The sequence below is a fragment of the Streptomyces diversicolor genome (assembly GCF_057537855.1).
Map to the genome: position 1 here is coordinate 1 of NZ_BAAJXA010000065.1, position 13,291 is coordinate 13,291.

The following is a 13,291-nucleotide window of genomic DNA, read 5'->3' on the forward strand; positions in this document are numbered from 1 at the left end:
ACCGCCGGTTGTGGACGCGTCTGGTCAGGACGGCTCTACGGCCGCGTACGGCGAATCCGTCCGGGTCGTGCAGCGGGCTTGGCCAACTGGTCGCCTCTCCTGTGGAGGGCGTGATCCGTGTCAGGAACGTGCCTCCGCGGCTGCCGCCGGAGTACCAGACCAGCCATACCGCGTCATCCTCGGTGGCGGCGGTGCAGCCTTCCAAGGGGGCATCGGGGAGGCGGTCTTCCGGGGTCCATACGGCGTGGCCGTCGGTGCTCCAGCCTGCGAGTCCGCCCGCCGACTCCGGATGGCCTCCGTAGATGCCCTCGTCACCGTAGGCCGTCCAGATCGATCCGTTCCGATCGGTCACCAGAACCGGGATGTCATCGCCGATGCAGAAGGTTCTTTCTTGGTCGCCCTCCGGGGAGCGGACCAGGGCGTTCGGTTCCCAGGAGCCCGAATCGTCTCTGAGTGTGCGGCCGCTCGCCATCAGAAGCCGGCCATCAGGGAGAAGGGCGATGTGGCTGGGGCGGATCTGGACGTCCTTGACCATTCGGCGTTGCACCGAACCCTGTGCCCGGCGGACGACCAGCACGCCGTCAAAGGGGACCTCCGGCGCCCGTCCCACCCAGCCCTTCACATAGCGGCTTCGGCGTAGTCGACGTCGGTGGACGAGCAGGACGGCGAGTTCTCCTGTGGGGCCGACGGTCCACCACAGGGGGAGCCGTCCTGCCCGGAGGTCTGCCAGGGGCGGCCTCCACACCCTTCGCACCTCGATGGCTGCCGACACCCCGTCCCCCGCTCTCGTGCGACGCCCGCCGCCGCTGCGGGAAGAGTGTATGAGTCAGCCCACGCCTGTTGACTTCAGTACCGCCAGCAACGTACGGGCATCCCTGACGGTGAGGTGGGTTTCGCCGAGGTCGGCGGCGGCGTCGTTCAGCACCTGTTCGGCGTCGCGTACCCCGCCCGGCTGGTCGCAGCCGAGCATGGCGTGGGAGACCCGCAGACGCAGGGTCAGTGGGTGGCGTGCGCCCAGGCGTGCCTCGGCCTCGCTGAGGAAGGTGCCGCAGCCACGGCGCGTCTCCGCCATGGGCATCCCCTCCTGCCCACGCTCCCAGCGAAGGACTCGGGCCCCCAGTTCCTCGGCCACCTCGTCCAGCGCCCCCGTGCGGGGAGCGGCGCCATCGTGACCATCCTGCGCCAGCGTGGTGGCTGCGGTGTCGACGGTTCGCTTGGTCTCCTCCCCAAGGGGCCCCGCGCCGGGAACGGCGTGCGTGGTGTCGGGCGTGCGGGAGGGCTGGGGTATGGCCCATGTGGTGTCTTCGGAGGTGTGGGCTCGGGTGTAGGCGAGTGTCTGGTAGTGGCGGGTCGCGGGGACGGTGGCGTGTTCCGCGACCAGGGTGCGTGCCTGTTCCGACAGGGGTGGTGGGGCGATCCTGCCCTCGGTGGCTCCGGGGACCAGGGCCTCGGCCACGTCGTGGGCCGTCGGTCGCCGTTCCGGGTTGGGGTGGAGGCAGGACCGGACCACGTCCACGAGGGCTCGGGGCAGGCCGGCGAGATCGGGGCTGCCGGCCCGGATGGCGGCGACCACGGACGGTGCGTCCTGGCCCCAGGGGCTGCGCCCCAGCGCGAGGCGGGCGAGGACGGTGCCGAGGGAGAACACATCGCTGGCCGGCGTGAACGTGGGCTGCTCGCGCAGTTGTTCGGGGGAGGCGTACGCGTAGGTGCCGGCGAAGCCGCGTCGTGGCTCGGTGAGCCGTTCGATCTGGGCGATGCCGAAGTCGATGACGCGTGGGCCGTCCTCGGTCAGCAGGACGTTGGCCGGCTTGAGGTCGAGGTGCACGATGCCCTCGGCGTGGATGGCGCTCAGGGCGACGGCGATGCCCGCCCCCAGCGTCCGTACCAGGTCGGTGTCCAACCGTCCGCAGCGCTCTACGAGTTCCTGCAAGGAGGGGGCGGCCACGTACGGCACCGCCATCCACGGCGTCGGACCGTCGGTGTCCGCCGCGATCACCGGCACGGTGAACCGCCCGTCGACCCGCTGGGCCGCCCGCACCTCATGGGCGAAGCCCCGCTTGATCGGGGGAGCCGCCGCGAGGTGTGCGTGCAGCGTCTTGACGGCGACCATCAGGCCGTCGGGGTCCTGGCACAGGTACACGCGTCCGAAGCCGCCCTCGCCGACGCACTCCAGCACCTCGTACGTGCCGAAGGCGCCTGGCTGGTCGACGCCGGGGTTGGGCCGGGCCCGTTCCATCTCCCGCCAGGTTCCGATGGCCGCCGCGTGCGGGTGCACCGCGATCCGGCCGTCCGCGGCGCCCGTGGACTCCCGCTTGCGCGCGGCCTGTTCACCGGTCGCGGGCTGCTCGTGCTTCACGACGACCCGTGCCGTCACCGGTCGGCCGTCCCGGAAGGCGTACGCCTCGATCTGTACGTTCTCCTCGTCCAGGCGGGACACGTAGACGCCCGGCAGCCCCAACCCCTCGCACACGGCGGCCTCTTCGGGGGTCGGCCGCAGGTCGGCGCGGGCGAAACAGAGGGCCGTCGCCTCATACCCCTGCCGGGACAGGCCCCGTAGCACGGCCGCCCACTGCTCCGCGTTCCACACGCGCCATGTCACGTCGTCCGGACCCTTGTTGACGATCGCGAGGCGGGGCGCATCGGACCCGCCGGCCTCGCGGGCCAGCACCGCGCATGCCGCCTCCGGCGCCGCCCGCACGGTCTCGCCCAACAGCGCCGCGGTCGGTTCGTCGATGCGGAGCGCCGGGCGCCGGGCCATGCGGGCGAGTTCGTCGCGCTGTCCGCGGAGGATGTCGTACTCGGGCGATCCCGGCCCCTGGCCCCGTAGTTCCATGCACGCGAGTACTACTCCGAAGCAGTCGACGGCCGTCTCGAAGTCCTCCGCCGCGACCGCCGCCTTCGCCTGCCGGACGCGCGCGGAGAGGACTTGGGGGCTGTCCGCCCCGTGAAGTTCCTCGGAGCGCGCGGCGATCTGCCCGTACATCCGGCCCGCGCGCCGGAAGTCTCCTTCGGCTTCGACTGCGGCGGCCGTCGCGAGGAGGTCCCGCAGTCCGTCCTCGCCGCCCTCGTTGCCGAACGGCAGTACGCCGGCGACCTCGGCGTAGCGCTGGCGGGCGATGGTGACGAGCTGGTGGCCGGGGCCGAGTTCCTGTTGCGCGGTCTGCAGCATCTGGGAGAACGCGCGCAGCGCCGCCGCGTTGTCGCCGCTCTTCTGCTGCCAGTAGCCCACCTCGCACAGCAGGGTGAGCGCCGTCTCGGTGCGGTTCTCCGCCTCGGCTGACCGGCGCATGGCCTCGTAGCGGCGTACGGCTTCCTCGGGGCGGCCCGACCGGCCGTGCCAGTGGGCCAGTTGATGCCGGGCCAGTTCGGTGTCCCGATGGCGTGGCCCCTGGATGCGCTCCCGGTCGGCCATCAGCCGGCCGAACAGGTGCACCGCGGCCTCCGGTTGGCCGGACTCGCCCGTCCAGTGGGCGAGTTGGTGCCGAAGCGCCAGTGTGTCGGCGTCCCGCGGTCCCAGGAAGCGTTCCGCCAGCGCGACCAGATCCGCGTAGCGTTCGGCGGCCCCGCTCGCATTGCCCTGACGGCCCGTCAACTCGGCCTCCGCGCTGCCCTCCCGCAGCGCCGTGGCCCAGTCCGCGCGAGGTCCTGACGCCGCCCCGCGCAGCTTGCCGAACCACCCCACCAAGCCCACCCCCATCGCCGTAGCCGGACGTGTGTCCCATGGTCAGTATGCTCTACCCAATCGTTTGCGCCAATCGTTTGGGCAGCGGTGCCGACTGACGTGGTACGGAAGCCGACTGGCGGGTGATCGGGGCGGCTCTACGCCCTCGCGTACGCTCTCACCTTCGCGCACGCTCTCGCCTTCGCGTACGCCCTCGCGTTCACCGCGGGCTCGGCCCGACCGGTGTGCCCGAAGAGGCCCGCACCACCAGCTCGGGCCTGAGCACTTCCGAGGCGACGGGCTCGCCCGCGATACGCCGCAGCAGCAGCCGTACGGCGCGTCTGCCCTGCTCGGCCATGGGAGAGCGAACGCTGGTGAGCGGTACGGGCAGTTCGGCGGCGAGCGGAGTGTCGTTGAACCCGGCCAGCGCGAGGTCTTCGCCGAGCCGCAGGCCCAAGTCGCGGGCGGCGCCCATGGTGCCGATCGCCGCGAGGTCGTTCACGGCGAAGATCGCCGTCGGCCGGTCGGGTCCGCTCAGCAACTCGACGGCGGCCCGGTGCCCGCCGACCGTGTCGAAACGGCAGTGCCGCACCCAGTGGGCGGGCAGCGGCAGGCCGGCCTCGCGGTAGCGGTCGGTGAAGCCGGTGGTGCGGTCGGTGCCGGTGCTGGCGAAGGGTTCACCGGCGATGACGGCCACCCGGCGGTGGCCCAGCTCCAGGAAATGCTCGGCCACACGGCGCCCGCCCAGCCGGTCGTCGCAGGTGACCGCCGGGTGGCCGGTGTCGGTGCGGCGGTTGACGAGCACGAAGGGCGTGCCGTCCAGGGCCGGGTCGGCCAGCGCGGCCCCGTCCAGGTGTGCGTCGCCGATGATGAGGCCGTCCACCCGGCGGCCCAGGACCATTGCGATCCGCTCGCGCTGGGTGGCCGGGTCGTCGTGGGTGTTGGTGACGAAGGTGGAGAGCCCCCGCAGGGTCGCCTCCTCCTCCACGCCCTCGTAGATGGTGGCCACCACGATCTCCGACAGCCGCGGGAAGAGCACCCCGACCAGGTTGCTGCGCCGGGTGCGCAGGCTGGTGGCGTGCGGGTTGGGACGGTAGCCGAGTTCGTCGGCCAGCTCCCGGATGCGCCGCGCCGTCTCGCCCGACGCCGCGCGGCCCTGCTCCCCGGAGGGGCCGTTGAGGACCCGGGAGACCGTCGAGACGTGCAGCCCGAGCCGTTCCGCGATCCCCCGCAGTGTCACCGGACCGCCCTCGCCCGCCATACCCGTCTCCCACCTCGCCGTCGTCGGACCGCCCCCATTGTCCCCAACGGGGCAGGGCGGCGGCCCCACCGGCCGACCTGGGACCGGGCCGGGCGGATTCTGGGGGGCGGTCCGGCGGGGGCCTTGGCGTTCGTTCTTCGGAGGGGGCGCGGTTGAGGACCCTCGTGGTCGGGTCGCGTCCGGGACTCGCGGTCGGATTGCGGCCCGGAACTCGCGAGGCCGACACGGCCGCCGCCGTCACCGCCGCCTACCAAAACCCACCGGAACAACCGTGACGGCGGCCGGCGGCCCGGCCTCGGTGCGCCACGGCATGGCGAACGCGCCGAACGGCACGGTCAGGGGCGGCGGGCGATGCCTCGCCGACTACGGGCCCGTCTCGGTCGAACGCCTGCCGCGCGTAGTCACCTCCCGGACACGGGTGTGACCGCGTCGGTGGGTGGGTGGTGGGTGGTGATCCAGCGGTTGGTGGAGAGGGGGTCGTGGGGTTCGGGGTGGAGGGGGGTGTTGAGGTGGTGGGTGTGGTCGAAGGGGGTGTGGGTTGTGGTGTGCCAGCCTTGGTGGGTGAGGGTGGTCGCCGAGTCCGGGCGGGGGTCCGGGTCGAACAGGGCGAGGAGGTCGACGCCGATGCGTTCGCGGGCCGCCGTGTAGAGAGGGGAGTCGCGGACCGCGGCCGGCTCGACGCCCATTTTCACCTCGTAGACGAGGGAGCTGCCGGGGGCGCTGAGGCTGGTGACGGCGGTGATCAGGCGGCGTTCGGCGGCGGCCGGGAGGTAGAGGAGCAGGCCCTCGGCCAGCCAGGCCGTCGGGCGGGCGGGGTCGAAGCCCGCTGCGAGCAGGGCGTGCGGCCAGTCGTCCCGTCGTAGGTCCGCGGCGATCGTCACGCGCCGGGCGCGGGGTGCGGCCGACAGGGTGTCCAGGGTCTGCTGTTTGAAGGCGAGGACGGGCTCCTGGTCGATCTCGAAGACGGTGCTGCCGCTCGGCCACGGCAGTCGGTACGCGCGCGTGTCGAGGCCGACGCCGAGCAGGACCAGTTGGCGAGTGCCCGTACCGGCGCGGTCCCGCAGATGGTCGTCGAACACCCGGGTCCGCAGGCCGAAGTAGCGGCCGAGCCTGCCCCACAGGGGGTCGGCGTCCCCGCCCGGCACCTCGGCGGGGCGCACCGGCCAGTTCGCGCAGGCCGGGGCGGCGCGGACGAAGTGCTCGGCGTACTCGTCCCGGGCCAGCGCGTCCGGTCGGTACGTCTCGATGGCCCGGGCGGCGGCCACCAGCAGCGCGGTCAGGCCGACGCCCGTCTCGACGCCGTCGGTGTCGTGGGGGGTTGCGGACATGCCTCTTCCTCTTCGGGGTGCCGGGTCCATACGGCAGTGCGCTCGTACGCGGTGACGCGGGCGCCGTAGAGGCACCGCATGAAGCCCAGGATCTGCTCGTCGGGGGTGTGCAGCGCGGTGGTGCAGTCGCCGAGGACCGTGATGTGGAAGCCCTTCTGGAACGCGGTACGGGCCGTGCTGTCCACGCAGACGTCGGTGAACAGCCCGGCGAGGGCCAGGTGTCCAGTGCCACGGCCGACGAGGTGATCCTCGAAGCCGGCGCAGAGGAAGGCGTCGAAGCAGGCCCGTTTGGTGAACACCCGCTCGCCGGGCGCCGGTTCGAGCGGCGCGGCGAACTCGGCGCCCCAACTGCCCTCCAGGCACTTGGGCGGCCGGCCGCGCCGCTCGTCCCGGCGCCGCCACGCGGGTCCCTGGTCGGCCGGGTCCCCGGTGAAGCGCACGAACACCACCTCGGTGCCGTGGTCCCTGGCCGCCGCGACCGCGCGCACGGTGTTGCCGACGACGGTCCGCAGGTCCGCCGGGTCACCGGGGTAACGGGAGGCCGCCGGCGGGCCGGTGCAGAAGTCGTTCTGCACGTCGACCACGACCAGCGCCGTGCCCCGGTGCGCCGCCGGCGTCATGATCCGGCGGGCCGCGAGCCGGCGACAGCCTGCCCCGCCCGCGCCTCAGCGCCCGGCTCCAACTCCCCCGCCCGCGCCTCAGCGCCCGACTCCAGCTGCCCCGCGCTGGCCCCGGCGTCCGGTTCCAGCGTGTCCAGGAAGGCGTTCACCACGTCCGTCGTGCGGTGGTGCCCGCCGGCGTCCGGGGTGAGGATGCCGTCCCGGCGGGCCCGGGCGAGGGCCCGTTCCGCCGCTGCCCCGGCGCCGGGGCAGTGCGCGTGCCGTTCGGCGATCGCGGCGGCGGCCCGTACGGTGGCCACCGGGTTGACCAGGTCGCGTCCCGCCAGGTCGTCCGCCGAGCCGTGCACCGTCTGGTACTCGACCAGCCCGTGTACATCGGGGTGCAGATGCACATTGCGGGTGCAGTGGTCCTCCTGGCGTCCGGCGCCGAACCGGTCGAGCAGGACGACATGCATGATGTCGGCCCACTCGTTGCCCGCCACCAGCACCGTGCGGTCGGACGGGCCGTGCGCGATCAGGTTCCGGTTGACCGTGTCCGGCTGGAGGACCCGTACGTCGATGCCGTGGCGGTCGGCGAACTCGGCGGCCCAGTCGTCCAGCGCACCGTCCAGCAGATGGAACTTGTACGCCATCACGATCCGGTCCGGCCCCTCCTGCGGCCACTCACGCCAGGCCCGGCGCACCGCGTACTCCAGGACCTTCCCGGTGATCTCCCGGCTGAACTCCGTGACCCGCCGGACGTGTCCGGGCCGGTGCTCGTTGTCACCGGTGTAGAAGCCCTGCGCCTGGTCCCGGACCAGCAGCGTCCTGGCCCCGCCCGCGTCGAGCGCGTCCACCTTCACGGCCCGCAGCCGCTGCCGCACCAGGTACAGGGTCTGGGCGTTGATCGCCGTACGGAAGATCACCCGGGTGCCCGCCGCGGCCCGTGCCCGGACGAACCGTTCGTAGTGGTCGGCGTCCTCCTGGGTCAGCCGGCGCATCTCCTCGATGCCGCCGCCGTCGCGTGCGGCGGACCGCGATCGCAGAGAGAGGTACGAGTGGTACGCGCGTGGCGAGCGCACCACGGCGATGTCCCTGCCGTACGCCCGGGCGAACCCGTCCAGGACCCGCTCGAAGACCGCGGCGATCTCCGCGCCCGTGCCCCGGCCGACGGCCAGGCCGACGATGTGTTCCGCGCTGCTCATGGCGAACCCCGGCCGCCGTGTCAGGCCATGGACGCGGTGCCGGGCCCCACCCCGGCGACCAGACGGTCACCGGGGATGCCCGCCTTGTCGGGGGCGTAGTAGTCGCGGATGCCCTCGACCCAGGTCGGCACGGTGATCCGGTCGTCGGCCGTGGGGCCGAAGGCGTCGAAGAGGGCGTCGATGTTGGCGCGTTCGAAGCCGATCGCCGTCATCAGGGCCATGAAGTCCGGGCGTTCGATCAGCCCGTCGCCGTCCGGGTCGCCGAGGGCGGCGAGTGCCTGGGCGAACCCGGTGATCGTGGCGTCGAAGCGTTCGGGCGAGAGCACACAGGCGGTGTACTCCTCGAAGCTGATCACGCCGTCTCCGTTGGCGTCCAGTTCGGTCAGCAGTGTGGTCCAGTACCGTTCGAAGGCAGCCCGGACGGCGTCCTTGGCCGCCTGGCCGCAGCGGGGTGCCGCGGCGACGACCCGGTCGCCCATGAGCGTGAAGTCCTCGGCTTCCAGGACTCCGTTGCCGTTCGCGTCCAGCAGGGAGAAGACGAGGGCGACTCGCTGGGTGGCCTCTGCGCGCATGACTTCGTGACCTCTCGTGAGGGTACGTCGGGGAATGGGGGACGGGCGGGACCTGCGCCCGCTCCGTACGGCCGGACTCCGCCCGGCCCGAATCATGATTGCCGTGAGGACCGAGGCGTGTGCGGCCATACGGGGATGTATCGCCGAATAGGTGGAATCAGCCGGATTCTGTGGCGTGTTGCGGTGGGGGCGTGCACGCGCGCGCGGTCGCGGCGGTGCAGATCAGTCGGCGGCGGTACGGGACGCCAGGTCGCCGCGGGTTCCGCCCGGGCGGCGCCCGGCCACGGCCAGGGCCAGGGTGACCGCGAGCGAGGCCACCGCCATCGCGGTCATCCCCGTGGCCGGAGAGGTCAGTTGGGCCACCGAGCCGGCCAGCGCCGCGCCCACGCCCTGCATCGTCAGCATGCCCGCCGAGTGCAAGCCCAGGGCGTGGCCGCTGAGTTCGTCCGGGGTCAGGGCGATCAGCCGCTCCTGCTGCACCAGGCTCGCGCCGAAGCCGACGGAGGCGAGGGCGACACAGACCGCGGCGAGCGGGACCGCGGGGCGCAGCGCGAAGATCGCGTACGGCGCGGCGAGCAGCGCGAGCAGCGGTGTCGCCAGCCGGGTCCTGACCGGCGCCGGCAGCAGCCGGCCGACGGTCACGTCACCGGCGAGCATGCCGAGCGCCGCGCAGGCGAACAGGGTGCCGGCGGCGTCCGGGGCGTACGACACGTAAAGGGACTCGCAGCCGACGACCAGGCCGTTGGGGAGCCACAGGCCCAGGTAGGTCAGGCGGCGCGGGCGGGCCGACCACAGGACGGCGTTGGTGCGCCAGGTCGCCGTGACCGAGGGGCGGCCGGCGGCGCGGGGCGGGCGCGCGGTCAGGCCCAGCCGCAGGGCGAGGGCCGCCGCCAGGTAGAGGACGGTCGCCAGCAGCAGCGAGACGCGCGGGGAGAGGACGGCGACCAGGACGCCGCCCGCCGCGTACCCGGTGATCTGCATGATGCCGGACATCATGTTGAACACCGAACGCCCCAGCAGATAGCCGTCCTTGGTCAGGATCTCGGTCAGCAGTCCCCAGCGGACGCCGCCGCCGAGGGAGGCGACGAGGCCGAGGGCGAGGACGACGCCGAAGAGCGCGGCGATCGGCAGGCCGGGCAGCGCGAGGACCGCCGTGCCGGCCGCGAAGGACAGGGAGATGCCCGTCAGCGCGGCCCGCGGGCGCAGCCGGTCGGAGCCGGACAGCAGGAGGGTGGCGCCCAGCACCTGGGCGAGCGACTGGCCGAACATGCTCAGGGCGGACAGCAGCGGCGAGTTTGTCGCCCGGTACACCAGCGTCCCGAGGGCGAGACCGCTGACCGTCTGGGCGGCGGTGTGCGCGGCGGTGGCGAGAAAGAGCGGCGCGAACTCCGGGGTACGGAAGAGACTCCGGTACCCCGGACGCTCACGCTCCGCGGAGAGACGGTCCCCGGGTGGGGGCTCCTGGGAGGGACGGACGACGGAGCCGGCGCTTGTGGCGGGTGCGCGGTCGCTCCGCGGACGGTCGGTGGCCGGACGCTCGCGCTCCGGGGACGGCCGGTCCTTGGGTGGGGGCTCCGGGGCCGGACGGCTCCCGAGCGGTGGCGTCGGGGAGGGGGCCTGGGTGCGGGGTGGCGTGGATGGGAGGGATGGGGGGCGGGTGGGGTCGGGTGGGGTGGTTTGGGGCATGGGCGGAGTCTTGGGGCGGCTGAGTGGTGGCCGTTATTGTTTCGCGCCGGCGCGAAACGTCGTAGTCGTATGGGAGGAGACCGCCGTGGGCTGGTGGCAGGTCAACGCCGACACGCTGGCCGGCAGCCGGTTCGTGCTCTCCCCGCTCGCCGAGACCTTCGCCGCCCTGAAGCTGCTGCACGCGGGCGGGGGAACGCATCCCGGCGAGGCCGAGTGGCTGCGCGCGCACCTGCCCGCGTACCGGGCGCGGCTCGCGGCCGACCCGGTCACCGCGCTGCTGGTGCGGGCCGGCCTGGGCCGGCAGCGGTCCCTGCGGCCGGAGCCGTGGCGGCCGGGCGGCCGGGAGGTCGCGGGCTGGAACGCCGACTTCCTCACTCCCCCGCCGCGCGACGGCGAGACCTTCGAGGAGGGCGTGGCGCGGGTGCGGGCGGCCCGCCCCGAGGCGGCGCGGGCCGATCTGCGGGTGTCCCTTGCCGGGCCGGTCCCCGCCGCACTGCACCGCGACGACCTGCCCGAGCGGGCGGCCACCCTCCTGGAGTACGTCTGGACAAGGACGGTACGGCCGTACTGGGAGCGGCGCCGGCGCGTCCTGGAGGCGGATGTGGTCGCGCGGACCGCGCAGGTGAGCCGGGGCGGCTGGGCGGCGGCGCTGGACGCGCTCGCGCCGGGGCGCACGCGCTGGCTCGGCGAGAACCGGCTCCAGGTGAACCGGCACGAGTACCCGCCCCGGGAGATCTCCGGTGCGGAGTTGGTGTTCGTGCCGGTGACCGTGCAGACGGGCTGGGTGTCCTGGGAGGAGCGGGACCGGTACGCCGTGATCTACCCGTGCGCCGGGGTGCTGACGGACGTACGGGACCGTGCGGTGCCCGCGAGCCTGGGCGCGCTGCTCGGGGCGGCCCGCGCCGAGGTGCTGGTGCTGCTCGGCTCCCCGATGAGCACGACGCAGGTGACGGCGGTGACCGGGCAGGGGCTCGGTTCGGTCGGGCGGCATCTGAAGGTGCTGCTGGAGGCGGGACTGGTCGAGCGGCGCCGGGCGGGCCGGTCGGTGCTGTACTCGCGGACCGCGGCCGGCCAGGTACTGGTCGAGGCCGGAAGACCGTGACGCACCCGCGGGCGACCCCGTCGGCGCCGGACTCCCGGACCGCCGCCGGCCAGGTACTGGTCGAGGCCGGAAGACCATGACGCACCCGCGGGCGAGCCGGTCGGTGCTGTACTCGCGGACCGCGGCCGGCCAGGTACTGGTCGAGGCCGGAAGGCCGTGACGCGGCGGCGGGCGGGCGTGGCGGCATCGTGACCCGGCCGCTCCCCTTGGTCCGCGGCTGCGCATAGCATCCGGTCATGACGACTAACGACCAGAACGGCTCCGTGCTCGACGTCGAGATCGACGCCCTCCAGGGCGGTCCCGCGGATCTGCCGCAGTACGCGGGCCAGGCCGTGCTCATTGTGAACGTGGCTTCCAAGTGCGGCCTGACCCCGCAGTACTCGGGGCTTGAACGGCTTCAGGAGCGGTACGCGGCGCGGGGCTTCACCGTGCTCGGCGTGCCCTGCAACCAGTTCCTCGGGCAGGAGCCCGGCAGCGCCGAGGAGATCGCCGAGTTCTGCTCCGCGACGTACGGCGTGACCTTCCCGATGACCGAGAAGGTCGAGGTGAACGGGGCGGGACGGCATGCGCTGTACGAGCGCCTTGCCGGCTTCGCCGACGCCGAGGGGCACAGCGGCGACATCCGCTGGAACTTCGAGAAGTTCCTGATCGGGCGGGACGGCACGGTCGTCGCCCGGTTCGCGCCGCAGACCGAGCCGGAGTCGGCGGAGGTCGTGGCGGCCATCGAGGGCCAGCTCGGCTGAGCGGCGGCCCATGCGGTTGACCTTGCCCCTGGGGCAGGGCTGAGCGTCCTTGTCACCGGGCGGAAGGACCGCCCGGTGACGGAGGACGGGTGAACCGGGCCGAAGGAGGGTCTGCCGTGGTGGACGAAGGACTGCTCACCATCGGCGTGTTCGCCGCCAGGTCCCGGCTTTCGGCCAAGGCCCTGCGGCTGTACGACCGCCTGGGGCTGCTGTGCCCGGCGTACGTCGACGAGGCCAGCGGCTATCGCTACTACCGCGCCGACCAGGTCGAACGGGCCCGTCTCGTGGCCATGTTGCGGCAGTTGGACATGCCGCTCGCGCGGGTCGCCGAGGTGGTCGGGGCGGACGGGGCCGAGGCAGCCGACCTGCTCGCCGCGTACTGGGCGGACGTCGAGTCGCGGCTGGCGGGGCAGCGGACGCTCGCCGAGTACCTCCGTGGACGGTTGTCGGGGAGGAGTTCCGAGATGTACCGGATGTTCGAGGTCGGGACGGTGGAGGTGCCCGAGCAGGTGGTGCTCACCGAGACCCGGCACACGCTGGCGGACGAGTTGCCCGCGTGGATCGGGGCGTCGCTGGGCCGGCTGGAGGCGGCGGCGCGGGAGTGCGGGGGCGTCGCCGGGGCGCCGTACGTCGTGTACCACGCGGAGGTGTCCATGGAGAGCGACGGGCCCGCGGAGTCGTGCGTGCCGGTGGCCGACGAGGCCGCGGCGCGGGAGTGGGCGGCGCGGCGCGGGCGTGCCTGGCAGACGCGGGTGCGGGTGGAGCCCGCGGCCCGGCTGGCGTACACGCGGATCGCCAAGGCGCAGGTGGCGCACCCGCAGATCCTCGCCGCTTTCGAGGCGGTGGAGGAATGGCTGACGGCGCGGCGGCTTGAGCCGGCGGGGCCGTGCCGTGAGGTGTACTTCGCGGACTGGGACGCGGCGGGGCCCGGGGACGCGGTGTGCGACGTGGCGTTCCCGGTACGGTGACGCAGCTCCCGCCGGCGCCGCCGGTGGCGCCGGGGGGTCGGCGCCGGGCGCGAGCCTGGTGACGCTTGAAAAGGGGCGAGCCCCCTCGGCAAGGACGGCGAACTGGTCGAGAGGGCTCTGGGTCAAGCTTGTGCAGTTGTTGTCGCTTGTGCAGATGTGAACGGTG

At 73.4% G+C, this 13,291-nt stretch carries 10 protein-coding genes and 1 pseudogene; 3 read left to right on the forward strand and 8 right to left on the reverse strand.

The genetic code is table 11. The features are described 5' to 3' along the window. The 8 genes and pseudogenes from AC27LF_RS42250 to AC27LF_RS42285 form a co-directional block, all read right to left on the reverse strand. Positions 1-745 (reverse strand): annotated as a pseudogene (locus AC27LF_RS42250) (hypothetical protein); the annotation flags it as partial. An 81-nt stretch (positions 746-826) separates the two neighbouring features. Further along, complete coding sequence (locus AC27LF_RS42255) at positions 827-3,682, reverse strand: protein kinase domain-containing protein (protein WP_479661831.1); 2,856 nt, start codon at positions 3,680-3,682, stop codon at positions 827-829. A 199-nt stretch (positions 3,683-3,881) separates the two neighbouring features. Continuing rightward, positions 3,882-4,922, reverse strand: coding sequence for a LacI family DNA-binding transcriptional regulator (locus AC27LF_RS42260; RefSeq protein WP_479661828.1), 1,041 nt, complete (start codon positions 4,920-4,922; stop codon positions 3,882-3,884). 401 nt (positions 4,923-5,323) lie between these two features. Further along, a complete protein-coding gene (locus tag AC27LF_RS42265; RefSeq protein ID WP_479661827.1) occupies positions 5,324-6,250 on the reverse strand; it encodes a class I SAM-dependent methyltransferase in 927 nt (308 codons plus the stop codon). Further along, on the reverse strand, positions 6,199-6,870 hold the full coding sequence (locus AC27LF_RS42270) for a cysteine hydrolase family protein (protein WP_479661826.1): 672 nt from the start codon (positions 6,868-6,870) through the stop codon (positions 6,199-6,201). Before AC27LF_RS42270 ends, AC27LF_RS42265 begins: the two co-directional genes overlap by 52 nt. Beyond that, positions 6,867-8,054, reverse strand: a complete 1,188-nt coding sequence (locus tag AC27LF_RS42275) for an isocitrate/isopropylmalate family dehydrogenase (protein WP_479661825.1) — start codon at positions 8,052-8,054, stop codon at positions 6,867-6,869. The genes AC27LF_RS42270 and AC27LF_RS42275 overlap by 4 nt, the downstream gene beginning before the upstream one ends. A gap of 20 nt (positions 8,055-8,074) precedes the next feature. Beyond that, positions 8,075-8,626 carry an EF-hand domain-containing protein gene (locus AC27LF_RS42280; protein ID WP_479661824.1) on the reverse strand — a complete coding sequence of 184 codons (552 nt, stop codon included), beginning with the start codon at positions 8,624-8,626 and terminating at the stop codon, positions 8,075-8,077. A 222-nt stretch (positions 8,627-8,848) separates the two neighbouring features. Next, on the reverse strand, positions 8,849-9,937 hold the full coding sequence (locus AC27LF_RS42285; protein ID WP_487231298.1) for an MFS transporter: 1,089 nt from the start codon (positions 9,935-9,937) through the stop codon (positions 8,849-8,851). A 460-nt stretch (positions 9,938-10,397) separates the two neighbouring features. On the opposite strand from AC27LF_RS42285, the gene AC27LF_RS42290 reads away from it, so the two are divergent. From AC27LF_RS42290 to AC27LF_RS42300, 3 genes are all read left to right on the forward strand, one after another. Next, a complete protein-coding gene (locus AC27LF_RS42290) occupies positions 10,398-11,414 on the forward strand; it encodes an ArsR/SmtB family transcription factor (RefSeq protein ID WP_479661822.1) in 1,017 nt (338 codons plus the stop codon). 236 nt (positions 11,415-11,650) lie between these two features. Further along, a complete protein-coding gene (locus AC27LF_RS42295) occupies positions 11,651-12,157 on the forward strand; it encodes a glutathione peroxidase (RefSeq protein ID WP_479661821.1) in 507 nt (168 codons plus the stop codon). Positions 12,158-12,276: 119 nt separating this feature from the next. Beyond that, positions 12,277-13,125, forward strand: coding sequence for a MerR family transcriptional regulator (locus tag AC27LF_RS42300; protein WP_479661830.1), 849 nt, complete (start codon positions 12,277-12,279; stop codon positions 13,123-13,125). Positions 13,126-13,291 lie beyond the last annotated feature (166 nt).